Below are 21,752 nucleotides of genomic sequence, written 5' to 3'. Positions count from 1 at the left end.
TTCAGTCCTTGCGGATCGGGGTGTCCAGGACGGAGCGGATCGCCTCGGTGTTCTCCGCCGCGAAGTCCGCCAGAGCCGGGGGCATCAGCTCGATGCTCCGAATGGCCTCCGCGGTGAAGGGGATGCGCACCACCGCGTAGCTCCCGCGCTCCGGCTTGGAGAACTCCGTGCCCGTGCGCGCCGCCAGGTCCATGGATTCCAGGCGGGCGGCGAAGACGTGCTGGACGCCGAGCCCGCCTTCCAACCGGTCGGTCACGAGATGGACCAGCTCGGCCCTGCCCACCGTTCCGCCGAGCTCCTCGAAGACCTCCCGTCGCAGGGCGTCCTCGACGCTCACGTCGTCGTCCTCGATACCGCCACCGACGGTCACCCAGTACGGGTCACGTCCGGGGCGGGTGCGCTTGATGAGGACGAGTTCCTCCCCGTCGAGGAGGATCGCTCGGGCGCTGCGCTTGATGATGTCGGTCATTCTTGGCCTCCTTGCCGCCTCAGTAGGGCTCTCACTCCGGGTGAGGGTCCGCTTTCTCGCCGTGCTGATCCAGCATGGGTCATGCCGCGCGCCGGGAGGATGTCCGGCCGCCGCACCAACGCTGTACCCCCGCCGAACTGGCCCGGCTACGCTGGGTGGTTCGGCTCGCGATCGGGCAGGGGGACCGGTGATGGTGACGGTGCGGCGGTGGACGGGGCGCGAGGCGCGGCTGCTCCGCGAGGCGCTGCGGATGACCTTGCGGGACTTCGCGTCGTATCTGGGCGTCAGCGATCGCGCCGTGTCCAAGTGGGAGGCCGGTGCCGACGGTTACGTGCCCCGCTCGGAGTCTCAGGCACTGCTGGACACCGCCCTGGCCCGTTCGTCGGATGACGTGCAAGCTCGCTTCGCCGCCGCGTTCGAAGGCCCCGCGAATGCCCCTCGGCCGACGGCTTCTGACGAACTGATCCTGGACTCGCACAAGTTCATCCCAGCGTTCATCGGTGCCGACAGTGCACAGGCGGTTATGGCCGACCATGGGCCGGGGTCGGCCGATTCGTGGCCGGAGACGACGTCGCTGCGCGTCGAACATCCCGACGCCGGCTCCTGCACGCTGCATATCGCGGGTTGCGGCACGGCGCTCTTCCACATCGTGCAGGAGCGGCGCCCGGAGTCCCTTACGGAGCTGGCGGTTTGGCGTTACCGCAGCTATGCGTCGGACCTGCCCTGGGCCGCCCGGACGCTGTGCGAGCTTCTGGGGAACGACCTACGACGCCCGCCCCCCGAGTACGTGCTCTCTCTACTGGCTCCGCTCCATCCCCTGGGTGGACCGCGAACTGCACACCGCGCTGCGCCTGTTGTCGACACCGTCCGTCCTGGTGGACCGGGGAGCGCCGGGAGGGCCGACCGGCCTGGACGAGTCCATCGAAAAGACGTTGCTCACCTCGGGGTTCGACCATCCGGACGTGGTGCCCTTCGGCGTCCGGGGCGTCTCCACCGGGTACGCGGGCTGGTCCGGCGTGGCCTATGCGGCTCAGGCGCCGGAACGCGCTCTCACCATCGATGAACTCGTCTCCTGCGAGGTGACCGTGCAGACTCTGTGGTGCTACTCCCGCCACATCCAGAAGCTGATCGAAGACGGCCGGGACCCAGCCGTGCCGGACCGGTACGGCTGGCGGTTCCTACGTGCCGCGTACTCTCGGCTTACAGCGGCGCGTCCTCAAGAGACGGCGCAGCACTGTTTGATGCGGGAGGCGATCGTGAAGACCAGCGGGCTGGCCGAACGGCTGCGGGAAGCGCAGCATGCTCTGCGCGAGACCACTGTCTGAGCGGCGCGACAAGGTGCCCCGAATTCAGGCGGAGACCGCGGTCCTCGTCGTGGTCGATGTGCAGAACGGCTTCGTGAACGAACACAGCGGGCATGTCGTCCCGGCCGTCGTGAACCTTGCGCGCGAGTGGATCGCCCTGCGCCGACCCGTGGTCTTCACCTGCTACCACAACTACCCGGACAGCCCCTACGAGCGTTTCTTCTCCTGGACCCGCCTGCAGGGCTCACCGGACACCGACTTGGTCCCCGCGCTGGCCGAACTTGCCGAAGCCGCCCACCCGGTCATCGACAAGACGGGCTACTCCTTCCTCAACCCGCAGGGGGAAGAACTGGTCGCCAAAGAGGGCTGGACGGATCTGATCTTCTGCGGGATCGCGACCGAGAGCTGCGTGCTGAAGTCCGCCGCCGACACGTTCGAGCGAGGACTCGCGCCCTGGATCGTCACCGACGCCTGCGCCAGTGACGCCGGACCTGCTGTCCACGACGCCGGGCTGCTTGTCGCCCGCCGCCTCATCGGCCGTGGCCAGCTCATCACCACCGACGCCCTCCTCACCTCCGATCAGGAGAACCCGCGTTGACCCCGGACCTGCTGATCATCGGCGGCGGCCCGGCCGGCTGCGCCGCCGCCATCACCGCGGCGGGCGTCGGCATGCGTTCCGTCCTGATCGAGCGAAAGGCGGTCCTGTGCCGGAAGCTGTACAGCATCCCGGCCCTGAACAACGTGCTCGGCGGCTTCCAGACGGGTCCGGACCTCGCCGCCGCCATCACCGCTGACCTCGCCGTGAACGCTCTGTGCCAGATCCGCACGGGCCTTGACGTCACCGCGATCGCCCCGGGCGATGAGGAGGTCACCGTCACGCTGAATGACGGCACCCGGCTCACCGCTCCCTACGCCGTGCTGGCCACCGGGGTCGCCCCACTCCAGCCCGCTGATGCGGACTGGATCGAAGCACCGGCCGGTCTCCGGCTGCCCCCGCTGTGGGAAGCCGACCCCGCCGAGGTCAAGGGCCGCACCTGGCTCATCGTCGGCGCCGACCGCCCTTTGGGTACCTTCTTGCGGGCCCATCCCGACCTCGACGTCACCCTCCTGGTCCCTCACCCCGCCACCGACGCCTACAAGGCGGAGGAAGTCGCCGCTGACCCCCGCGTCACCCTGCTCCCCACACCACGCCTGACCCTGACCAGCGCCCTGACCGCCGAGCCCGGCGGACTGCGCGGCGACGCCGCCTTCACCAACATCGGCAGCGCCCCGGCCCCACCCCCTGGCGTTGTCCGGGACGTGGACGGCTACTGCCCGCCCGACCTCCAGCACCCGGGCCTCATCGTCGCCGGAGACCTGCGCTTCGCCCAGTACCAGCGGATCATGACGGCCAGCGGTTCCGGCGCCGAAGCTGCCCTGCGCGCCTACTACACCACCCGTGGCGTCTCAGGTGCCAACTCCAGGCCGAGCAGTCCCGCCAGGCGCCCGACGTAGCCGGGATCGCCGTCGGCATGCACGGTGGTGATGCCCAGCGCGGTGGCCGGCGGGAGGTTGACCGCCTGATCGTCCACGAAGACGCACTCCTCGCCGCTCAGGCCCATGCGCTCCAACGTCAGCCGGTAGATCTCCGGATCCGGCTTGGCGATCCCCTCCCGCTCGGATATCACCGCGACGTCGAACAGCTCCCACACACCGACGTATTCATACGGGTCGTACGGATCCAGCCCGAAGCTGTTGGACAGCATCGCCACCGTCATCCCCGCCTCACGAGCCGCCCTCGCCACAGCGATCACCTCCTCCGCGCGCCGCACGCCGGCCCACACCCGGCCCATGAGGTTCTCGGACTCCGCCAAGCCGAGCGCTCGCGCTGTGTGCCGGTTCCACTCGGCCTGCGTCAACCGCCCCGCCTCCAGAGCGAGATACCGCTCACGCCCCTCCGGGTCAACCGCCAAGGCCCGGAGCCACGCGTCCGGCGCCAGCCCCTCCCCGACGCACCACTGCCCGATCGCTTCCCCGATGCCCGTCGCCAGTACCCCGGCGAAGTCCAGAATCAGCCCGCGATAACTCACGCCCGCTCCCTTCGCAGATCCGCCCTTCAGCAAACTAGCTACCTGGTGAACGGCGACCCGAGCGCCGCCCTCCCGCTCAACGCGGAAGGCATCGCCGCATGCCACCGCCTCCACCACACCGGTTCCCTGAGCGACGCCCGAGTGTGGATCACCAGCGGCTTCCAACGAACCCAGCAGACCGCCCTCCTCCTCGCAGGCGCCACCCGGGCCGAATTCCGAAGCGACCCCCGCCTCAACGAACTCGGCTACGGCGACTTCGAAGGCGGCTCCTTCCTCGACTACGCCACCTGGCTCGGACGACACGGCCCCTGGGCCCGCCCGCCGGGCTCCGCCGAGTCGCAGGGCGAAGCCTTCGCGCGAATGCTCGCCGGAGTCCAGGGCACGCTGACACGCCCCGGTCCACGCGCGTGATTGTCGCCCATGGCCTGCTGCTGTCGTCGCTCACCTGGGCACTGGCCGAACCACCCGGCACGCCCATCCCCCTGTTCTTCCCGGAAGCCGCTTGCCTGGACCCGCTGATCACCTCGGACGCCCGGCTGCACGGCCTCACGGGACGGCTCATCGATGACCTCAACCGGAGCCGAGCGGGCGCAGAGCCGACAGGGGGTGAGCGTAGGGAATCGCGTCGGGGAGGGATGCCCATCCTTGCTAACTTCGGTCCCCTACGGACCCCGCCCGAGGAGAGACCCCCTCATGCATGACGCGCGCGCTCTGATCGACATGGGAGACGAGGCGGTCCGCCGCCTCGCCCGTCGCGGCTACACCCTGGACCTCTCCTCCCTGGAGTCCCTCCAGTCCCGCCGCAACCAGAGCATCCGCATCGCCGATGAACTGCGCTCCGAGTCCAAGAGCGTCGCGGCCGAGGTCCAGAAGACGGCGAGGTCGGGCGGCGACACCTCCGCCCTCAAGGACCAGGCCCGCAAGCTCAAAGAACAGATCCGCGAGGCTGAGGCAGAGCAGGACCGGGTCCAGGAGGAGCTGACCCAGCTCCTGCTCACTATCCCGAATCTGCCCGCTGACGAGGCACCCGACGGTGACTCCGAGGACTTCGCCGTCGAGCAACGCCGCGTCGGCAACGCGCCCGCCTTCTCCTTCGAACCGAAGGACCACGTCGACCTCGGCGAAGCCATGGGCATCCTCGACTTCGGCCGGGCCACCAAGCTCTCCGGCCCCCGCTTCAGCGTCCTCCGCGGTGTCGGCGCCGCCCTCGAACGCGCCCTCGTGACGCTCTTCCTCGACCTGCACACCCGCCGCCACGGCTACACCGAGCACTCCGTGCCGTTCCTGGTCACCCGCAAGACCATGACCGGCACCGGCCAACTCCCCAAGTTCGAAGAGGACTTGTTCGCCACCGGTGTGGCCGATCGCGAGCTGTTCCTGATCCCCACCGCCGAGGTCCCCCTCACCAACCTCTACGCCGACGAGATCATCCCGCCCGCCGGCCTGCCCCTGGCCCTGACCGCGCAGACTCCCTGCTTCCGGTCCGAGGCCGGTTCGTACGGGCGCGACACCCGCGGGCTGATCCGCCAGCACCAGTTCTCCAAAGTCGAGATGGTCCGCATCTGCGCCCCCGGCGACTCCCGCGCCGAGATGGAGAAGATGGTCGGCCACGCCGAGGCGTGCCTGAAGGAACTCGACCTCGCCTACCGCGTCGTCACCCTCGCCGCCGGCGACACCGGTTTCTCCGCCCAGCTCACCTACGACATCGAGGTCTGGCTGCCCAGCCAGAGCACGTACCGCGAGATCTCCTCGGTCTCCGACTTCGGCACCTTCCAGGGCCGCCGGGCCGGCATCCGCACCCGCGACGAGCACAACAAGTCCACCCCGGCCGCCACCGTCAACGGCTCCGGCCTGCCCGTCGGCCGCACCCTGGCAGCCGTCCTCGAACAGCACCAGCAGCAGGACGGCTCGGTCCTGCTCCCGCAATCCCTCGTCCCCTACCTCGGCTTCCGCCGGATCACGGCGGACGGAGCGCCCTCGGAGGCATAAATGTTGGTCGGCGTGTGCGACTTCCCCAGCAGCTACGCATTCCCCCCGACCGGATACGGTGGGATCGAACGCTGGTTATGGGCAGTAGCCGTAGGAGCGCAAGCTGCAGGCGCCGACGTACACCTCCTCGGGCCGGCCTGGCGCGACGACCTCGGAGCGGGCTGGACCCGCAAGCCAGTACGCCTTGAGGACACCTTGCCGGGGTCGGCCGCCACCCGCGACCTCGCCGCCACCGGCTACGACCTGCTGGTCGTCGGCCACGAGTACCCCACACTGCCCGCCTGGCGCCGGATACGGGACAGGCTCGGCTGCGACGTGGCCACCTTCCAGCACAACCCCGACTTCCAGCACGCGCCGGATGCCTTCGACGGCAAACGGGACCGCCTGTACTGCTACTCGCCCGAGATGATCGAACGGTACGCGGCCCACCAACCCCGCGCTGAGCTCGCCGTCCACCTCGGCCTCGGCGAAGCCGAACCGCCCGCGATCAAGGGCGACGACCTCGTGTGGGTCGGCCGTATCGACGAACAGAAGGCCCCGCACCTGGCCCTCCGCGCCGCCGAACTCCTCGGCCGCCGGCCCGCGACACGAGCAGACGAGGAACGGCTGACCGCCTGGCCGAGGAGGTCTGCTCGGTCGAATTGGTGGAAGACCGGCAGCGCGAAGGCCCCTGCTGATGCAGTGTCGGGTGGAGCGGATCGAGCCGCCCGGCCGGATGGACCGCAACGTGCCCGTACATGCGGGGCGTGGGCAGCAGTCAGCCCCACCGTCATCGGTTAATGACGGTGCCCGCGAACGTGCGGGACGTGTGGGTAGGCGGGTTGGGCCCATTCCTGGGGGTCCCTGTGCCCGCGCGCGGCGTGGTTTCGACCAAGTGGCAAGAAGCGTGGTTGCTTGGTGCGCTCCGCGGCGCGGGGCGTGGTTCACCGGGGCGTCGCGATGCGCAACACCCTTTTATGGATGCTTGGATGACTTTCGTCGTGTACGTGGAGGCGTGGGTTACATGAAAGTGGCAGAAGGTTATGGGTTTCGCGGTGCCCCCGGTGCCCCGGGACGCGGCGCTGAGTTTTCATTTGTGATGGGTCGGTGACTCTCAGGTCAATCCGACGCGGGCCACCGGGTAGGGCTAATCACGCCGGGCTCCGGGCGCGGAGGGCGGCGCGCATGGCCCGGTAGGTGGTAGTCCCGGGAAGGTCGGGAGGGTTGTCAGGGGCCCCCGGGGCCGGTTCGGCCGGGCGCGCGAGGCTGGCGGCAAGGAAGTCCGTCGCGCCCTCGGGGGTGTTCGCCCAGCAGGTGTGGCATTGGCTACTGGCGGGCGGGTCGCCGGTGCCGGGGGTACCGCAGGTGCCGCAGCGCCACGTCGCCACGGGCACGGACCCGGGGGCGGCCGGGGCGGGCGTGGGGCGCGTGCCTTCGGTGCGGCTGGTGCGGCGCCTGGTCAGTGCCTCGGCACAGGCGCGGCACTCCTGCCCGGTGGACCACAGATGGCCGTCTTCGCAGTCGGGGTTGTGGCAGCCCCGGCGGGGCAGGGCGCGGCGGGTCGCCCAGGCGTACGAGTCGCGGACGGTGGCCAGGTCGGCGGTGGCGACGCGGAAGCGGACGCGGAGCGCCAGGCGTTCGATGTCGCCTCCCTCGGTGTCCAGGGTTCGGCCGATGGCGCGGGCGGTCTCCCGTTGCTGCCAGCGGGTCATCCGGCCGACCAGCGGGCCGAGTTCGGCCAGGACGTGGTGGACGCGGGGGGTGACGGTGAGCGGCGGTAGGCATGCCCGGGTGGTGCTGGAGCCGGCGAGGGTGGTCGTGTTCGGTTCCGCGCGAGGCGCGCCATCACCGGGGCCACCACGCGGCGCAGGTGCGGCTGCGGCGTGATCGTCGGCCTCGCGTGCGCGTGCGCGCGGTACGGACCTTTCCCCTTCGGGGGAACTGCAACCACCCACCACCTCGGCCTGTTCAACAGAGCTTGTTAGAAAGAGCTTGTTCTGTGTGCGCTCAGTACCGGGTTTGATGTGCGCTGAGTACCGGGTTTCGTGTGCGCTCAGTACCGGGTTTCCGGCAGTGCCGACGGGGTCGGGGAGGGTGAGCTGACCGGGTATGGCGTCCATCTCGGGCGCTTGGACGGTGGCGTTTTCGGGGGGCGTCTGGGCGTAGGGCCGGGGGCGCTCGGTGACCAGGTCCAGCGGCGTTGCCCGCCCGCGCACCGGGGCGTCGTGGATCAGGTAGCGGGGTGCCTTGCCCCGGCCGCCGCCGGGCTCGGCATGGGTGATCCAGCCGCGCGCCTCCAACTCGGCCACCGCCCGGCGGGACATCCGTTCGCCGATGCCGCATGCCTCGGCCAGGTCGGTGCCGGAGACGCGGCAGCCCTGAGGGTCGTTCTGGACGTCGCGCTGGAAGGACAGTTCCGCGTAGACGGTGAACGGGGCGCCGAGGATGGCCAGGTCGTCGCGGGCTGCCGCCGGGATCGCCACGGCGTCCTCTTCCTCGGCGACGGGCCGGGCCCACCGGGTACGGCGTTGCCCGGAAGTGTCGGTGACGCGCACGTCGCCGCCGGCCGTCAGGGCGGCCGTGGCGCGGGAGATGGCGGAGCGGTCCACGCCCAACTGCGCGGCGAGGGTGGCGTCCCAGGCGTAGCAGCCCTTGCCACTGCGGCCGTAGTCGGTGATTAGGGAGCCGGTCGCGGTCTGGATGGGGGTGTAGCGCGATAGCCAGGCGCGCGGGAAGCGCGTGACTTTGCGGCGTTCATTGCTGATTGGGCATTTTCGTGGCGTCTGTGCTGTATCGGCGCTGGAGCCGGTGCGTCGGGCTGCACTAGGATGCCAAACGGGTCGGGCGTGCATGCTCGTCTCCGCCGAGGCAGCCCAGCAGCGACACCTGGCGGCAACCGGGTAGTCTGGGGCCTCAGCTTCTGGGTATGGAGACCGCGGTCAACTTTGGCGAGGAGACGCGGTCTTCTGCTTTTGTGTGGCCCGGCGGGTTCTCCTGTCGGGCCACACGCCTGTCCGGGCTGAACTACCTGACGTGTTGTGACCGATGACGTCCCGCCGTGTTCACCGCTCGACCGGGTGGGCTGTCGTGCGGGCGGCGTAACGCTCCAGCTCCGAGCGGCGCAGGAGCACGCGTCCGCGCACCCGCTCCACGTGCAGCTCGCGCGCGTATTGCAGGTTCCGTACCTGGCGTTCCTTGATGCTGAGGTACGTCGCCGCCTCGGGGATGGTCAGCAGCGGGTCCTCTGCGGTGTCGTCGGCACGCCGTTCGGTCGCGCCGGTGTATCGGTCGAGTTCGGAGCGCCGGAAGCGCGCCAGTCGTCCGATCTTGGTGGCCTTGATGTCCCCGTACTGCCGGAGCGTCCAGACCGTCCGCAACGACACGTTGAGGTACGCGGCGGCCTCCTTGGCCGTCAGGAACGGGTCCGGGTTGACGTGCCGGGGGTCCGGGGAAACAGCGGTCGTGGTCATGTCCACGGGCCGCAGCAGCCGATGTTCAGGGCTGCGGTGAGGGCGTGGGGCCGGAATGGCTGCGCGGCTGCGCGGCCCGACTCCTTACGGTGTGGTCGCTGCCACCTGGCCCGCCCCGGCCAGGGGCGGGGCGGCCGTCAGGACGCAGGTGGTCAGGGCGCGGAGTGTCGGCGGGGGAGGCGGCGGGGGCGGGTGCCGGAGCAGCGCGGCGTAAGCCGCTTCTCGCTGCTTCTGGTCGGCGGGCTCCAGGAGTTCCTGGAGTGGCGTCCGGTCCAGCGCCGCCGCGTACAGCGTTCGCAGCAGCCGGGCCAGCATCAGGACGCCCCTGTCGTGTTCGAAGAACGCGTGGCGCAGGCGGCCTTCCAGAGCGTTGAGATCGGCGTACCGCAGCAGGAAGGCCGCGCGCAGGGTCTCCGGTCGGCGGGCCAGCCGGTCCGCCGTGCGGTGCCGGCGGCGGGTGAGGGCGGCCTGGAGCCGGTCCGCCGCGTCCGCCACGGCGCCCCAGTCGTCTTCCTGTTCCGGCTGCGTCGAGAGCGGGACGACCAACACCGTACCGGGGGCTTCGGTGTTGCTGCTCATGGTCACGCCCCCTTCCGCAGCGGGAGAACGTTGACGGGCGCCGCGAGGTGGTCGTCCAGGCCGGAGGTCAGGCGGCGGCGCCGTTCCTCGGAGGTGCGCCGGTACCGGCGGGCGGCCCGGTCGGTCTTGTGGTTGAGCTGGACGCGCACGTCGGCGTCCGAGGCGCCGCTGTCGAGCATGAACATCGCGGTGGCGCTGCGGAGATCCTGCCAGCGGACGTCGGGGCGGCCCACGGCGAGGCGGGCGCGGTGGAACATCTTCGAGCGCTGGGAGGCGCGTACGGGCCTGCCGGTGCGGGTGCCGAAGACCAGCGCGTCGGGGCCCGGCGGGACGTACTCGTCCAGGTGCTTGGCCAGGATGGCGGCCATGGCGGGGGTGATGGTCGTCCAGCGCGCGGTGCCCTCGGTCTTGGGGTCGTCGAATGTGATGCCCTCCTTGGGCAGTTCGACCAGGCCGACCGCGACGCGGACGCGCAGGTTCTCCAGATCGACGTCCCGCCTGCGCAGTGCCCAGACCTGTCCGGCCCGCAGCGCGGTGTACACGGCGAACCACAGCGCCGCCCGGTACCGGTCGGTGAACGCCGCGACCATGCCGTGTACTTCGCGCGGCTCGACCGGGGCGCGGGCCCGCTGGCCCGGGTCCGAGGCTCCTGCCAGCCGGCACGGGTTCACGGTGATCAGACCGTCCTTGCGGGCGGACTCCAGCACCGCGTGCAGCAGCCGGTACAGGCGGGCCACGGTGTCACGTCCGGCGTCCGCCGGCGGTTCCCGGCGCGGCGGGGTGGGACTTCCGGCGGTTTCCCAGGCGGCCAGCAGTTCCCGGGGCAGGCGCCCGGTGCGCGGCACGTCGTAGCCGGAGCGTTCGGCCCACCAACGGGCGGGGTGGCCCCGGTAGGTGGGGCCGCTGGCCCGTTCGGTCGCGGCGGCCCGTACGCCCTCGCCCATGACCTGGTACCAGTCGCGTACGCCGGGCGGGTGGACGCGGTTGAGGGGCATGGCGCCCAGGTGCACGCGGGTGCCGTCGCTGCTGGTGAACTCGGGGAGCAGCCACCGGTCGGCGTCGCGCCGGTACAGGGACCGTGTGCCCCGCTTCTTGATCCTTAGGTTGGTGGCGAGCCACTTGTCGTAGTACGCGCCGAGGGTGATGGTTCCCGCCTGGGGGTGCCAGACGCCCCGGAGCATGTCCGCCTGGACGGTGGCGAGCCACTGGTTGGCCGCGGTCTTGGTCTCGAAGGTGGTGGGCGCGGGTCGGCGGCGGCCGTCAGGGGCCAGGTAGGACGCCTGGTAGCGCCCGGACGGTAGCCTGCGGACATGGTCGAAGGCCCGGCGGCGTGGCATGGATTCCGACTCCTCCTCCCGGTGGCGACCGTCAGGGTCGCACGATGTATCACGGAGGTCGGCCGGACAATGGGAAAGCCAGCCTCCGTGGGAGCGGAAACTGGCTGTGACCTGCTGTTTCTCTGGAGCGGGCGACGAGAATCGAACTCGCGCTCTGAGCTTGGGAATCAACGTACGAAACGGCCGCAATATGCTCTCTGACCTGCACGAACGTCGCAGCGGCGGGGCTCTTCACATGCTCCGCCATCGCCGCTGTTGACCGCTGGTTCCCGTCCGTTCTGGCACGCATCTGGCATGGCGACTGCTTCGTCCCCTCTCTGTCAGTGGCTTCGCGACTCAGACCGCCATGCTCACACGCTCGCCGGTGGCTTGGCTGGCGCCGTCATAGGTGTCACGCAGAACCACTGGTGGGGCCCGCGCTCGATGACCTTCACCTCTTCGAGTGGACATTTTAGGTCGTCTCGCCGCAAAGTCTGTCGTCCCTGCGGCGTTCCGTAGGGGATGTTGGGGCATTCTCTGTTCCTGAGCCCTCGTCATGGGTACGCTAAGCATCGGGGTGATCACATGAGCGACTCACTGCGCCTCACACGACCGCCTGTTCATGAGGTGAGGTTGGCTCTGATGTTCCAAGAGTTGCCGAAGTTGCGAACCTTGGACTTGGCGCCTTTACGAGTCGAGTGGCGCGATGAATATCCGGAGCTGCAGGAATCAACACCACTGCCGCCTTGGCAGGCTTCTGAGAGGGAAGCGGTCGAGTTTGTAGGGTCGGGAGTGTCATGGCCGATGGGCCTCTGCTCTCTATCTACCGACCTGGGCGATAGGCGCATCAAATTCCAACAAGACCGTTTCATCCTGCACTGGACTTTTGGTGAGGGTCAGCAGTATCCCGGCTATCAATCCCTGCGGGCGGAACTGCTTGAAAAGTTTGACCAATTCTCCAAGCTCTCCCATGACGCATCGGGAACTATTCCGGAAGTGAAAAGGGCAGACGCTCGATACGTCAACCGTCTGTCTGGGATTTCTTCCCATGAGGCCATGACTGGTGTTTTGACAGGGTGGTCTGCGTCTTCGGCCTTCCCTTTCCGGGAGCCTGATTACTCTGGCTTCAGGGTTCACTACTTCGAATCCGAGTTGGATTCACGGGTAGAGGTACTTATTGGCGTAGATTCAATAGTTGCTGAGGATGCGAGCGGCGAACTTGCTGACAGCTCCTCGCTGCTCCTGGAGGCGGAGGCGCGTGTCGACATGGAGGATAACTTCGCAAGTCGACTCGATGCAGCCCATGACGTAATCACCAAGGCCTTTCTGGAGATCACGAGCACTCAGATGCGACGGGAATGGGGGGAGCCAGAATGACTGCCTTTAATGTGCACCAAAGGGCAGCGTTCGACAGCACAGGGCACAGCGCCGAGCGACCTGCCTCAGGGTTATGGATGATCCGCCGTGCGCGAAAGGTGACGCGGGAACAGCGCATCGTCGCGGACATAGAGAGGCGGAGCAAGCTCGAGCTGCAACTTTACGTGACAAGCAGGCTCCGCGAGTTGCGGACGCTGCCCCCGGGCTGGGACGGGGGCAGCAGGGGGCCCATCTCTCAACGTGTCACGCATGATGCTTATCGCATGCTTGACCGGATCTCGGACTTCCGTACCGTTTACCCCTTCATTACTCCGGCGGAAGAGGGTGCTGTCCTCCTCGAATGGAGGGCGGGTGTCGAAAGGCTCGAGATCGAGTTCCATCCCACAGAAAAGCCCTACGTTCGGCATGTGAGTGTGCTGGGTGACGTCCAAATGGACGGAGTGATTGGGCACGACGGCGTGAGCTACGATGACGTGCGGCGTGCCCTGTCTGCTCTCTCATCAAGGATTTGGGTTGCGAATCCGAGCTGGAAAAGGCTGTTCACTTAGACAGGCGGACCGGAGCAGGGGGAAGGGGAGTAATTGTCCTGGATGGATACGCCGATCCCGGACGACGAGGACATGTATCGCCGCATCCCGGATAAGCCGGACTTCTTGGCGCCCGACCTTTTGACGGGAGAAAGGGTGCCTACGCGCACAGCCTTTCAGTGGGATGACGATGGTATATCTGTATATCGAAGCTCGGTTCTCAGGGAGAATAGCTTAGGGCCTGATGCAACAATAAAAAGAGAGGGGCAGTTGGTCTACGCCTTTCCTGCGAGAGCTCCGCGTTCGTGTAAGGCGATCGTGGTTGCCGATCCAATCGTCGATGACCCTCCAGCAGGAATCGCTCACGCATTGATTCAGTGTGAAGTGCCCAAGCCCGATAGAATCAGGCGTCGGGAAATATCTGAGGTACTTGCCCAGGCGTCTCGAAGATGTTACCCCACATAGTTAAGGGGGAGGCAGAGTCGGCGGTGTGGGATTGAGCGGTGTCCAGTCGGGGTTGCGGTTGGGCATGGTCAGGGTTATTCATGGGGTAGCAGGACATGCCGTCCCGGCGTCCACTTTCGGGCGGAAGTGGCGGCTCAGGCGAAAAGTCGGGTTGCCGGAGGACTTCCGGTTGTATGACCTGCGGCATACCGGTCACATGCTCTCGACGGAGAGCGGGGCGACCTGAAGGACATGACGGTCTGTGCGGGGCAGTTCTCGGAGAAGGCCCGGTAATCTACCATCACCCCCAATCGCGAGCGACAGCGGGAGCTGGGGGCCGACATTGAGCCCGGTGCGGGCGCAGTGAAAAGACGCCCACCCATCGGGCATGCAACAAGCATGCGCGGGCTGAGACGGGCTACAGACACAACGGCCCAGGTTCGGGATTATCTCCTTGGCCTGGGCTTCGACGCTTGGAGTGGGTGAGGAGAATAGAACTCGCGCTCTCAGCTCGGGAATCACTGTATGAAGTGGCCTATGAATGACAGCTGAGTTGTGCGAACGTCGCCATGATTGCGGCGCCGGCGCACTGCGTCGTCCCTGCCGTTGCGCGTGGTTCCCCGCCCGTCCTGGCACGCATCACCGTACACGGGGGCGCGTCAGACACCGCTGCGACCTGTCACAGGAACCGTGGACGGGCCTCTCATGGCCCCGTGCCCTACGTGAGCGAACTACGGTTGCGGGATTGAGCGGTGGATCCTTGATCAGGCCTATACCGCCATGTCACCTATGACATGATGCACGGGTGGACTGGCGGCTACTCCTTGAGTACATCCGAGCTCTCATATGGCCAAGCATCGTGTTGGTGCTGGGCATCGTTTTCCGGAAGCAGCTTGCGGCATTAACGGGAAGGGTTGAATCCGTCGAAACTCCCTTGGGTGGCCTCACTTTCCAAAAACAGGCAGACGCTATCGCCGGAGAAGCGGCGGAAATTGAAGGCGAGATCGCCGCTGACATCGAGAGGGGCGCCGGGGAGCCGGTAATTTCCGAAGACGTTCAATCTGAAGGAAATGCCCCGGATGCTTCTCGGGATTCAGGCCGAGCAAGTAGAGAATTTGACGAGCTGCTCCCAATCGCTCAATCCGCCCCCATTGTTGCTGTTATGGGTGCATGGCGGGAGTTGGAGAACGCTCTTTCGGCGGCGCTGCCGATCTCCTCTATGCGCGCTCACCATGCCGACTCTATGCTTCTAGAGGCGGCGCGTACGGGCCTACTTCCGGACGACCTTGTGCGTAATGCTCACGACCTCAGGGAGTTGCGTAATCACGTTGCTCACGGCAGAGATGTGTACCTTACTGCAGAGGCGGCGATTTCCTATATTTTGGCTGCCCGTCGGGTTACGGAGGCGCTCGCTTTGGCCGGCTCTCCCCAGGCTAATGCGGCTCGATATGAGAAAGCGATCCACCGTTCACTTCTCCAGTGGGACTTTCCAGTGGCCCGAGAAGATGGTGATCGTGGATATGATTTTCGTGTTGGCGGCGAGAAGGGACTCGTTGGGGTCGAGGTGAAGTATCGTCGCCATAGGCAGTTCGGGCAAGCTGATCTTGAAATGGTGAGGGCCCGGTTTGAATCGTCAGTACTTCCCGTCGTGCTCGTCACCAATGCATCGCTCTCTCAGGCGGTGCTTTCCTTCAATTCGTCACCCTCTGAGCGGGGAAACACTTCTCTTTGCGAGATCGTTCAATGGCAGAATGCTGAACATGACGATGTATTGGTTCGTGCGCTACTGCGAGCGGGCGTTGAAATGTAGAGTTTAGGTCGGTGTTGAACCGTCATTTTTCTGATATGCCGTCTTCTGGATTTTAGGGTGATGGTTATCCAAGGTGCGGCTGGTCACCGTTCTCCAGGTAGTGTTCCAGCCTGAGTCGCTGCGTGTGGTGCATAGGGAGGTCGGTCAGCTCGTTCGGGGTGACGAAGCGGAGTTCGGTGGACTCCTCGGAGATCGCCAGTTCGCCGCCGATGATGCGGCCTGTGAAGCAGACGTTGAACTGGCGGCGGACCTCGCCGTCTGAGTACTCGATGATGTGGCGAGGGTCGGTGTAGGTGCCGACGAGTCCTGTGATCTCGATGTCCAGGCCCGTTTCTTCCTTTACCTCGCGGATGGCCGTGCCTGGAAGCGAGTCGGTCAGCTCCATGCCTCCGCCGGGCAGGGCCCACAGGTCGTTGTCCCGGCGGCGCTGAAGCAGGATGTGGCCCTGGTCGTTGGTGACGACGGCTGAGGCGGCGACGACCATGCTGTTGGGCTCGGGGGCATTGGGGTCGTCGTAGTACTCGGTTCGTGCCATGGGTTCAGTGTTCCTCGACGGGGGATGCGGTGGCCCAGACGGCGTTGAAGCTTTCGGCATAGGTGTCGAATATCCCGCCTGCGTCGCTGCGGCGGAGGTGCCACACCGGGGCGGCGTAGGCGTTCACGCCCCAGACGTGGGCGTTGACAAGCATCTGGTCGTCGCCGCGATAGAGGGAGTTGTAGAGCGTGGTGCCGTGGGTGCGGACTTCGATGCCCGGGATGCCGATGAGCGGGCGGTAGTGCATCAGGGCCAGTTGGCACCGGGACTCGATGCCGTGGCCGAAGCGCTCCTCTTCGCCGCGCTGCCGGACGTTCGGGCTGTCGGCGTCGCCGATGGCGATGCGGATCGTCGCGCCTGCGGCGGCGCGTTCACGGAGGAGGGCGTTGAGGCGGGGGTACGCCTCGTGCAGGAACACAGCCGCGTACACCAGTACGTCGATGTGTTCCCCGGCCTGGGCCAGCAGATCCACGAACGCCGTCGCGGGGATGTCGGCGCGCTGGTCGTAGAGCGCCACCAGCTCGGGGCTGACCGCTCGGGCGGGGCGCGCCTGGCGGAGGGCCGGCCATAGTGCGTGCACGTCTTCTCCTAGCGTCTCTGCTGCCAGCAGGGCCGTGGAACGGCGTGGAACACGGCCGAGGTTCACCCATCGTTCGACGGACTTGGGATCGACCTCGACCTTTGCCGCAAGCGTGGCGTGGGTCCAGCCGCCGGCTGCCATGACAGCTCGTAGCCTCTCGTTGGGCGTCACAGTCTCTCTCCGCATCTCAGGACGGCACTAGGGACGTTTTACCCGACGCGGGACGTCCCCAAGTGGTATTTGGCCGTAGTTCCAACGTCCCGTTCGGTGACGCCAGGATCACGCAGCGAAGTACCCCCGCGACCGCGGCGACGGTCCGGGGGCGTGGTCAACGCTGCGAAGGAGCGTCAACGTGAGGCAATGTATCGCCCGTGGCGTTGGTCCGGCCGTACATGCTGACCCCGGAGGAACGTCAGCAGCGGCGCGACGCGGAGCGGGCCGAACGTCTGCGGCGGGAACGGCGTCGGACGCTGTGGCTGGCCACTCACGGGATCGACATGGGGCCGCGCTGGATTCATGGCGTGGAGGTGCTGTCGTGACTGACAAGCAGACCCCAGAGATTGGCTCGCTGGCTCGTGATCTGTCGCGGGGTGCGGTCGGCCGTGTCGTGGGACGGCAGTTGAGCCGGGTTTGGCTGCGTCCGCTCGGTGGCGGCCCTGAATGGGACGTACCGGCGGACAAAGTGGTGAGCGTCCCGGACGGTCCGGTAGGTGAGGCGCGATGAGCCCCCGAGCGATCGTCCGTCATGCCGAATGGACCCTCACGGAGGAAATCGCGGACGGTACGCCCAGGCCGGTGTTCCGCGTCGCGTGCCTGGAGTGCGGCGCCCAGTTCGAGGCGGTGGACAACCAGCCGGAGCCCGTTGAGCTTTGGGCCCTGAAGCACACGGGCATGAACCCGGCTCACCGGCAGTTCAAGGTCGTCACCGAGTGGCGGTGGCGCGTCGTTCCGGCTCCGGACAACCCGCGCTTCGTGCTGGAACAGGCGGAGGAGAGCCCCGGCCAGTAGCCGACTTGAACAACAACCCCAGACGAAACCGGACCACCCCTTGGCCTGGCAGCTCGCGAGGTGGTCCGGAAGGGATTCCGCAGAACCCCGGTACCGATGGTATCGGGGCTGCGGTCGCGTGCTCGTGTCGCTCCCGGTGCCCGAGATCAATCGCCCCGGACCGAACAGAGGATGAGTGATGCGGCAGGAAACCCTTGTCCCCTCGAAACAGCAACCCCGGCAGGTGCGCGCCAGCGATGCGCTTCACCGCCTGGAGCGGCGTGCAGGGTCACCTGTACACCCCCCGGCGGTCACCCCTCAGCCCTGGCCTTTTTCGTCACGGCCCGCTGCTGGGATCGCGTCGCGCCGTTGGTGTTGTCCACCGGCCGGCCGTTGCGGACGGCGCCGCACGCGAAGCGCGCTCAGCCTCGGGGCATCGGACGGCGCGTGGTACGTCGGTGTCGTGTCACCGCTGGTAGATCCTGGCGCGTCTGGCTTGTCCGCTGCCGCGAGCGGCGCGAGCGGCCCGGTCGGCGCAAAGCGGGGCGGCAGACAGGAGCGAGCGGCGGCCGGGCCGCCGAGCCGCGCGGCCCGCTTTGCGGGCCGCCTTGATCAAGTAAGGAAACTCTGAACAGCGGCAGCACGGGCACACGGGTGCGTGGCTGTGTCGGGGACCGAGTGCTGAGCCGGGGCGGCGGCTGGCCGGGACCTGGCGAAAAAGTCGCCGAGCGCGGTCACAAACAGCCGCTGGACCGTCCTTGGTCTAGGTGCAGGCGCCCGAGCGGGAGCGAGAGGTGTGATGTGGACCATAGGCGGCCTTTCGGCTCCTGCGTCAGGCGAAATGGGGGAGTCAGCCGACCACATACCAGAAATCTCCGGGCGTACCAAACCGGAGGCGACGTGGTGAGGTGGCTCCGCGCCGAGCGTGGAAGGAAGCAGGATGACGGACGAGGCGAGCGTCACGGCGGATGGCATGAACGTGGAGGAGAGGGAGCTGATCGCCGCACGGGTCGAGGAGTTGGCGGCGAAGGTGGAGCGGCTGGAACGGCTGATCGCCGGACTGGTACTCCCGGGCGCTATTTCTTGCTCGACGGCCGAGGACGTTTCTCGTTGAGGCGCTCAAGTAGGGACATCATGTGGTCCACCCGTTCGGAGAGCTCGTCCAGGCGGGCCGACAACTGTTCGTACTCGGTGCTGCCCAACCGCCCTTCCCCGCTTGCGTTCCGGTCGGCGCCAAGGGGCCGGGCTTCCGAGGGGAGTGGGTCGGCCACGAAGTTCCCCCGGCCGGGCACTGAGTAGATCAGCCCTTCGTCGCGGAGCAGGCGAAGCGAGCTGCGGGCCGTCATGTTGGCGATCTCGTACTCGGCTTCCAGCTCTCGCGACGACGGAACCTTGTCCCCCGGTGCGAGCCGACCGCTGCGGATCATCTTCCGGATGGCATCCGCGACGAGCCGGTAGGGCGGCGCGCCCGAGTCCTGGGGAAGCTTCATGGCCGAAGGGTAGCCCGCCTAGCTGGCTCAGCGCAGCTAGGCGGGCGAGATCGCGCCGCCACTGAGCTAGGCCACACATCAGAGTTGACGAGCTAGCGCACCTAGTGCACTATCGGTCTTGAGGTGCGGCGACGTACCCCCCTGACTCAAGGAGAGAAGAACCATGGCTATGCACCCGATTCAGAAGGACATCTCCCAGTCCACGTTCCTGCTGGTCACCCCCGCTGCGCCGAAGATCAAGGACCCTCAGACCGGCGAGGTCGCGACCCACCGGGACACGGGAGAGACGCTCTACACGGTGGGCGTCGTCGAAATGCTGGACGGCCGGGCGGACGTCCTGAAGATCACCATTCCTCAGTCCGGCCTGGCTGAGGGGCTGGCGCAGAGCGCGGCCGTCCGGCCCGTGCGTCTGGTCGCGTTGCCATGGGCCCGGATCTTCAACGGCCAGCTCAGCGACGGCGTTGCCTACCGGGCCGATGCCTTGGAGGCGGCGCTGTGACCGGGTCGCAGACCGAACGCGCCTACCCAGTACGGCCGTTGGAGGGCGACGACGATTCGCGCTTCACGGTCGGGCTGCTGTTCGACGTGTGCCGTGTGATCGAGCGGCACGGCTACCCCTCGGTGGCACGCGGCGCCGACCTGGTCGAGCTGCAACTCGCCCTGTTCCGCTTCCTCTACGGCCCCAGCGAAAGGCAGACACAGGCATGACCGTCGCAGAGATCGCCGCATCCCTACCTGCGGTGCTGTGGGTGGGCATCGCCGTTCTGGCGGTAGTGTTCACCGCTCAGGCGGTGCGCTACGTGCGCGCCGACCCGATGACGCGCGTCAGCATCCGCCAGGCAGCTCGCATCCGGCGTGGCTGGGTCCGGCTGGCCCGAGCGCAGGGGCTTTCGGTGACGGACCGGGTGCCAACCGCCTGGTCTCAGATATCCGCAGGAGTGAACGGCGGGCAGGGCAGGACACCGGAACCGCGCGTGCTGGTGCCCAAGATCCGCGTCCGGCCCGACCGGTTCGGGGTGGAGGTGCGTGCCAAGACCCTTCCTCGGGTCGGGCTCGCCGACTTCCAGAAAGCGGCGCCCTACCTCGCGGACGCCTGGCGGTGCACCCGGGTGTCGGTCCTGCCGGACGGCCCGGGGGCGGTGCGCATCCGTGGTGTGCGGCATGATCCGCTCGCGACTCGCACCGAGCATGTGCCCTCGGGAGAGTCGCCTGCGGTGGTCAGCCGGTGGGCGCTGGGCCTGGACGAGTACGCCTCCGAGGTGGTGGTGAGCCTCGCCGAGGTTCCCGGTGTGACGGTGGCGGGTCTGCCTGGCTTCGGCAAGACGTCGTTGATCAACAAGCTGATCTGCGACCTGGCGCCGTCGCCTGCCGTGCAGTTCGCCGTCGCGGACGGCAAGGCATCGACGGCGGAGGAGGGCGACTACGCCGACGTGGCCGACCGGTTGTTCGCCTTCGTCGGCGACGACTTGGCGGCGGGCAACGAGCTGTTCAAGCGGCTCGTCGCGCTGCGTCGCTCCCGCTCGGCCGCGATCCGTTCGGCCCTCGGAGTGCGCAACATGTGGCACTGCGGACCGTGCCCTGCCTGGCCGTTGACGGTGCTGATCATCGATGAGGCACACACCTTCTTCCGCGAGCACAAGGGCAATGACCCCGCGACGAAGAAGCTGGCCGCGCTCGCCTCGGAGAACGCCCGGCTGGTCGAGGATCTGGTGAAGAAGGGCCGGTCCGTGGGCATCCTCGTCATCCTCGCCACGCAGAAGGCGACGGGAGACGCGATCCCCACGTTCATCCGCGACGTCTGCCCGGTCGGCCTGAGCTTCGCGCAGAAGACGATCGAAGCGGCCGTCGCGGCGCTGGGCGAGGACATCCGGAATTGGCCGGAAGCCAACCCCGTGACGTTGCAGGACCCGACGTATGTCGGCGTCGCCGTGATGACCGTGCAGGGCCGCGAGGGCTTCACCCGGGTCCGCACGCCGTACGTGGACGACACACACGCTGCTCGGATCGCCGCCGACACGGCGCACCTGACCCGCGATCCGGCCGAACTCCTCGCGGGCGCCGAGCCGCTCTCACCGACCGAGCCCGAAGACTGGGGCGGCCGTGGCACGGAAGCCGCCTGAGCACCCCGGCGCCGAGGCACCTGAGAAAGGAGGTGATGCCGGCATGGCCGAAGACCGCATGACGCGCCGGGTCGTGACCGTCGTGATGGCGCTGATCGCTGCCCTGGCGTTCGTCTTCTCCTTCGGCAACGTCTGGTCTCTGGCCCTGCGCCTCGGCGTTCCCCGGCCGGTTGCTCCGCTGATCGCCCCCATGGTGGACCTGTCCGTTCTCGGGCTCCTGGTCGCCCTGCGTCACCTGTCCCTGCACGGCGTCCCTGCGGCGCAACTGAGAGGCGCCCTCCGGCTGATGCACCTGTCCGGCCTGCTGACCCTGGCCCTGAACGTGGCCGAGCCCATCATCACCGGCCACTACGGGCGCGCCGCCCTGGACGCCGTGGCCCCGGTTCTCCTGCTGGGCTGGGCCCAGGTCGGGCCCCAACTGCTCCGCAGCTTCCGCGACATCAGCTCACCGGCTCCGGTGCCCGCACCACCGGTCGCCCCGCTTGCCGCCGCTGCCCCGGCGCCATCCTCCACAGCGGTGCCCGGCCCGCTGCTCGAAGCCGCCCGCCGCATCGCGGATAACCACCGTGCCGAGCACGGTGAACCCATCGCTCCCGCACAACTGCGTGCCCGGCTCGGCGTCTCGATGCCGCTGGCCGCCGCCGCACACGCTCAGCTCTCTGCCTGAGCCTCTTCCCACCACCTTGCCCCGGCCGGGGGCGGGCTCT

25 protein-coding genes and 1 pseudogene are annotated in these 21,752 nt (G+C 67.7%); 17 read left to right on the top strand and 9 right to left on the bottom strand.

Features of this window, described 5'->3' with window-relative positions; translation table 11 throughout:
* Position 1: 1 nt before the first annotated feature.
* The gene (locus tag OIE51_RS13435) at positions 2-469 is read right to left on the bottom strand and encodes an NUDIX hydrolase (RefSeq protein ID WP_326597886.1); all 468 of its coding nucleotides are present in this window, start codon (positions 467-469) and stop codon (positions 2-4) included.
* Between OIE51_RS13435 and OIE51_RS26950 the strand changes: the two are divergent.
* The 4 genes and pseudogenes from OIE51_RS26950 to OIE51_RS13420 form a co-directional block, all read left to right on the top strand.
* Positions 405-746 (top strand): annotated as a pseudogene (locus OIE51_RS26950) (hypothetical protein); the annotation flags it as partial. The gene OIE51_RS13435 and the pseudogene OIE51_RS26950 overlap by 65 nt on opposite strands.
* A gap of 544 nt (positions 747-1,290) precedes the next feature.
* On the top strand, positions 1,291-1,794 hold the full coding sequence (locus OIE51_RS13430; protein ID WP_326597885.1) for a hypothetical protein: 504 nt from the start codon (positions 1,291-1,293) through the stop codon (positions 1,792-1,794).
* A 13-nt stretch (positions 1,795-1,807) separates the two neighbouring features.
* Positions 1,808-2,371 carry an isochorismatase family cysteine hydrolase gene (locus OIE51_RS13425; RefSeq protein WP_326597884.1) on the top strand — a complete coding sequence of 188 codons (564 nt, stop codon included), beginning with the start codon at positions 1,808-1,810 and terminating at the stop codon, positions 2,369-2,371.
* Positions 2,368-3,267: an FAD-dependent oxidoreductase gene (locus tag OIE51_RS13420; protein ID WP_326597883.1), complete on the top strand. Its 900-nt coding sequence runs from the start codon at positions 2,368-2,370 to the stop codon at positions 3,265-3,267. Before OIE51_RS13425 ends, OIE51_RS13420 begins: the two co-directional genes overlap by 4 nt.
* Here OIE51_RS13420 and OIE51_RS13415 read toward each other — a convergent pair.
* On the bottom strand, positions 3,201-3,842 hold the full coding sequence (locus tag OIE51_RS13415) for an HAD family hydrolase (protein WP_326597882.1): 642 nt from the start codon (positions 3,840-3,842) through the stop codon (positions 3,201-3,203). The two genes, OIE51_RS13420 and OIE51_RS13415, sit on opposite strands and share 67 nt — an antisense overlap.
* A gap of 45 nt (positions 3,843-3,887) precedes the next feature.
* Here OIE51_RS13415 and OIE51_RS13410 point away from each other — a divergent pair, with 45 nt between their 5' ends.
* From OIE51_RS13410 to OIE51_RS13400, 3 genes are all read left to right on the top strand, one after another.
* Positions 3,888-4,253: a histidine phosphatase family protein gene (locus OIE51_RS13410; protein ID WP_326597881.1), complete on the top strand. Its 366-nt coding sequence runs from the start codon at positions 3,888-3,890 to the stop codon at positions 4,251-4,253.
* A 282-nt stretch (positions 4,254-4,535) separates the two neighbouring features.
* Positions 4,536-5,831, top strand: coding sequence for a serine--tRNA ligase (gene serS, locus OIE51_RS13405; protein ID WP_326597880.1), 1,296 nt, complete (start codon positions 4,536-4,538; stop codon positions 5,829-5,831).
* Positions 5,832-6,026: 195 nt separating this feature from the next.
* Positions 6,027-6,611, top strand: coding sequence for a hypothetical protein (locus OIE51_RS13400; RefSeq protein ID WP_326597879.1), 585 nt, complete (start codon positions 6,027-6,029; stop codon positions 6,609-6,611).
* Positions 6,612-6,961: 350 nt separating this feature from the next.
* Here OIE51_RS13400 and OIE51_RS13395 read toward each other — a convergent pair whose 3' ends face one another.
* The 4 genes from OIE51_RS13395 to OIE51_RS13380 form a co-directional block, all read right to left on the bottom strand.
* Positions 6,962-8,662, bottom strand: coding sequence for a hypothetical protein (locus tag OIE51_RS13395; protein WP_326597878.1), 1,701 nt, complete (start codon positions 8,660-8,662; stop codon positions 6,962-6,964).
* Positions 8,663-8,872: 210 nt separating this feature from the next.
* Positions 8,873-9,280, bottom strand: a complete 408-nt coding sequence (locus tag OIE51_RS13390) for a helix-turn-helix domain-containing protein (RefSeq protein WP_326600618.1) — start codon at positions 9,278-9,280, stop codon at positions 8,873-8,875.
* Positions 9,281-9,364: 84 nt separating this feature from the next.
* Positions 9,365-9,859, bottom strand: a complete 495-nt coding sequence (locus OIE51_RS13385; protein WP_326597877.1) for a hypothetical protein — start codon at positions 9,857-9,859, stop codon at positions 9,365-9,367.
* A 2-nt stretch (positions 9,860-9,861) separates the two neighbouring features.
* Positions 9,862-11,196 (bottom strand): tyrosine-type recombinase/integrase, encoded by a 1,335-nt coding sequence (locus OIE51_RS13380; protein WP_326597876.1) that lies wholly within the window; start codon positions 11,194-11,196, stop codon positions 9,862-9,864.
* 564 nt (positions 11,197-11,760) lie between these two features.
* On the opposite strand from OIE51_RS13380, the gene OIE51_RS13375 reads away from it, so the two are divergent.
* The 3 genes from OIE51_RS13375 to OIE51_RS13360 all read left to right on the top strand — a co-directional run bounded on the left by OIE51_RS13375 (position 11,761) and on the right by OIE51_RS13360 (position 15,333).
* A complete protein-coding gene (locus OIE51_RS13375; RefSeq protein ID WP_326597875.1) occupies positions 11,761-12,552 on the top strand; it encodes a TIGR04255 family protein in 792 nt (263 codons plus the stop codon).
* Positions 12,553-12,629: 77 nt separating this feature from the next.
* Entirely contained in the window at positions 12,630-13,100 is a 471-nt protein-coding gene (locus tag OIE51_RS13370; protein ID WP_326597874.1) for a hypothetical protein, read from the top strand.
* 1,288 nt (positions 13,101-14,388) lie between these two features.
* Positions 14,389-15,333 carry a hypothetical protein gene (locus OIE51_RS13360; RefSeq protein WP_326597873.1) on the top strand — a complete coding sequence of 315 codons (945 nt, stop codon included), beginning with the start codon at positions 14,389-14,391 and terminating at the stop codon, positions 15,331-15,333.
* Between the two features lie 64 nt (positions 15,334-15,397).
* On the opposite strand, the gene OIE51_RS13355 is transcribed toward OIE51_RS13360, so the two are convergent.
* Together OIE51_RS13355 and OIE51_RS13350 are read right to left on the bottom strand one after the other, a co-directional pair.
* A complete protein-coding gene (locus OIE51_RS13355; RefSeq protein ID WP_326597872.1) occupies positions 15,398-15,868 on the bottom strand; it encodes an NUDIX hydrolase in 471 nt (156 codons plus the stop codon).
* Positions 15,869-15,872: 4 nt separating this feature from the next.
* Complete coding sequence (locus OIE51_RS13350; RefSeq protein ID WP_326600616.1) at positions 15,873-16,589, bottom strand: XRE family transcriptional regulator; 717 nt, start codon at positions 16,587-16,589, stop codon at positions 15,873-15,875.
* A 230-nt stretch (positions 16,590-16,819) separates the two neighbouring features.
* On the opposite strand from OIE51_RS13350, the gene OIE51_RS13345 reads away from it, so the two are divergent.
* The 3 genes from OIE51_RS13345 to OIE51_RS13335 all read left to right on the top strand — a co-directional run bounded on the left by OIE51_RS13345 (position 16,820) and on the right by OIE51_RS13335 (position 18,549).
* Complete coding sequence (locus OIE51_RS13345; protein ID WP_326597871.1) at positions 16,820-16,987, top strand: hypothetical protein; 168 nt, start codon at positions 16,820-16,822, stop codon at positions 16,985-16,987.
* A 181-nt stretch (positions 16,988-17,168) separates the two neighbouring features.
* Complete coding sequence (locus OIE51_RS13340) at positions 17,169-17,456, top strand: DUF7848 domain-containing protein (protein WP_326597870.1); 288 nt, start codon at positions 17,169-17,171, stop codon at positions 17,454-17,456.
* Between the two features lie 919 nt (positions 17,457-18,375).
* Positions 18,376-18,549 (top strand): hypothetical protein, encoded by a 174-nt coding sequence (locus OIE51_RS13335; protein WP_326597869.1) that lies wholly within the window; start codon positions 18,376-18,378, stop codon positions 18,547-18,549.
* Here the strand turns inward: OIE51_RS13335 and OIE51_RS13330 are convergent.
* Positions 18,512-18,925 (bottom strand): GntR family transcriptional regulator, encoded by a 414-nt coding sequence (locus tag OIE51_RS13330; protein WP_326597868.1) that lies wholly within the window; start codon positions 18,923-18,925, stop codon positions 18,512-18,514. The two genes, OIE51_RS13335 and OIE51_RS13330, sit on opposite strands and share 38 nt — an antisense overlap.
* Positions 18,926-19,088: 163 nt before the next feature.
* Between OIE51_RS13330 and OIE51_RS13325 the strand changes: the two genes are divergently transcribed.
* From OIE51_RS13325 to OIE51_RS13310, 4 genes are read left to right on the top strand one after another with little or no spacing between them, the layout of a single operon-like run.
* Positions 19,089-19,424, top strand: coding sequence for an SCO3933 family regulatory protein (locus OIE51_RS13325; protein ID WP_326597867.1), 336 nt, complete (start codon positions 19,089-19,091; stop codon positions 19,422-19,424).
* On the top strand, positions 19,421-19,633 hold the full coding sequence (locus OIE51_RS13320) for a hypothetical protein (protein ID WP_326597866.1): 213 nt from the start codon (positions 19,421-19,423) through the stop codon (positions 19,631-19,633). Before OIE51_RS13325 ends, OIE51_RS13320 begins: the two co-directional genes overlap by 4 nt.
* Complete coding sequence (locus OIE51_RS13315) at positions 19,630-21,045, top strand: FtsK/SpoIIIE domain-containing protein (protein WP_326597865.1); 1,416 nt, start codon at positions 19,630-19,632, stop codon at positions 21,043-21,045. The genes OIE51_RS13320 and OIE51_RS13315 overlap by 4 nt, the downstream gene beginning before the upstream one ends.
* A gap of 43 nt (positions 21,046-21,088) precedes the next feature.
* Positions 21,089-21,712, top strand: coding sequence for a DUF2637 domain-containing protein (locus OIE51_RS13310; RefSeq protein WP_326597864.1), 624 nt, complete (start codon positions 21,089-21,091; stop codon positions 21,710-21,712).
* The last annotated feature ends 40 nt before the right edge of the window (positions 21,713-21,752 follow it).

Source organism: Streptomyces sp. NBC_01803, assembly GCF_035917415.1.
GTDB lineage: Bacteria > Actinomycetota > Actinomycetes > Streptomycetales > Streptomycetaceae > Streptomyces.
The sequence above is the reverse complement of the archived record's forward strand: the minus strand, read 5'-3'. Positions and strand labels throughout refer to the sequence as shown.

What these genes read in the sequence shown, in the direction of transcription:
- OIE51_RS13310 (WP_326597864.1), top strand. Translation starts at nt 21,089, where the DNA reads ATGGCCGAAGACCGCATGACGCGCCGGGTCGTGACCGTCGTGATGGCG.
- OIE51_RS13375 (WP_326597875.1), top strand. Translation starts at nt 11,761, where the DNA reads ATGAGCGACTCACTGCGCCTCACACGACCGCCTGTTCATGAGGTGAGG.
- serS (WP_326597880.1), top strand. Translation starts at nt 4,536, where the DNA reads ATGCATGACGCGCGCGCTCTGATCGACATGGGAGACGAGGCGGTCCGC.
- OIE51_RS13325 (WP_326597867.1), top strand. Translation starts at nt 19,089, where the DNA reads ATGGCTATGCACCCGATTCAGAAGGACATCTCCCAGTCCACGTTCCTG.
- OIE51_RS13355 (WP_326597872.1), bottom strand. Translation starts at nt 15,868, where the DNA reads ATGGCACGAACCGAGTACTACGACGACCCCAATGCCCCCGAGCCCAAC.
- OIE51_RS13315 (WP_326597865.1), top strand. Translation starts at nt 19,630, where the DNA reads ATGACCGTCGCAGAGATCGCCGCATCCCTACCTGCGGTGCTGTGGGTG.
- OIE51_RS13390 (WP_326600618.1), bottom strand. Translation starts at nt 9,280, where the DNA reads ATGACCACGACCGCTGTTTCCCCGGACCCCCGGCACGTCAACCCGGAC.
- OIE51_RS13395 (WP_326597878.1), bottom strand. Translation starts at nt 8,662, where the DNA reads ATGCACGCCCGACCCGTTTGGCATCCTAGTGCAGCCCGACGCACCGGC.
- OIE51_RS13335 (WP_326597869.1), top strand. Translation starts at nt 18,376, where the DNA reads ATGACGGACGAGGCGAGCGTCACGGCGGATGGCATGAACGTGGAGGAG.
- OIE51_RS13385 (WP_326597877.1), bottom strand. Translation starts at nt 9,859, where the DNA reads ATGAGCAGCAACACCGAAGCCCCCGGTACGGTGTTGGTCGTCCCGCTC.
- OIE51_RS13370 (WP_326597874.1), top strand. Translation starts at nt 12,630, where the DNA reads ATGATCCGCCGTGCGCGAAAGGTGACGCGGGAACAGCGCATCGTCGCG.
- OIE51_RS13330 (WP_326597868.1), bottom strand. Translation starts at nt 18,925, where the DNA reads ATGAAGCTTCCCCAGGACTCGGGCGCGCCGCCCTACCGGCTCGTCGCG.
- OIE51_RS13435 (WP_326597886.1), bottom strand. Translation starts at nt 469, where the DNA reads ATGACCGACATCATCAAGCGCAGCGCCCGAGCGATCCTCCTCGACGGG.
- OIE51_RS13380 (WP_326597876.1), bottom strand. Translation starts at nt 11,196, where the DNA reads ATGCCACGCCGCCGGGCCTTCGACCATGTCCGCAGGCTACCGTCCGGG.
- OIE51_RS13350 (WP_326600616.1), bottom strand. Translation starts at nt 16,589, where the DNA reads ATGGCAGCCGGCGGCTGGACCCACGCCACGCTTGCGGCAAAGGTCGAG.
- OIE51_RS13340 (WP_326597870.1), top strand. Translation starts at nt 17,169, where the DNA reads ATGAGCCCCCGAGCGATCGTCCGTCATGCCGAATGGACCCTCACGGAG.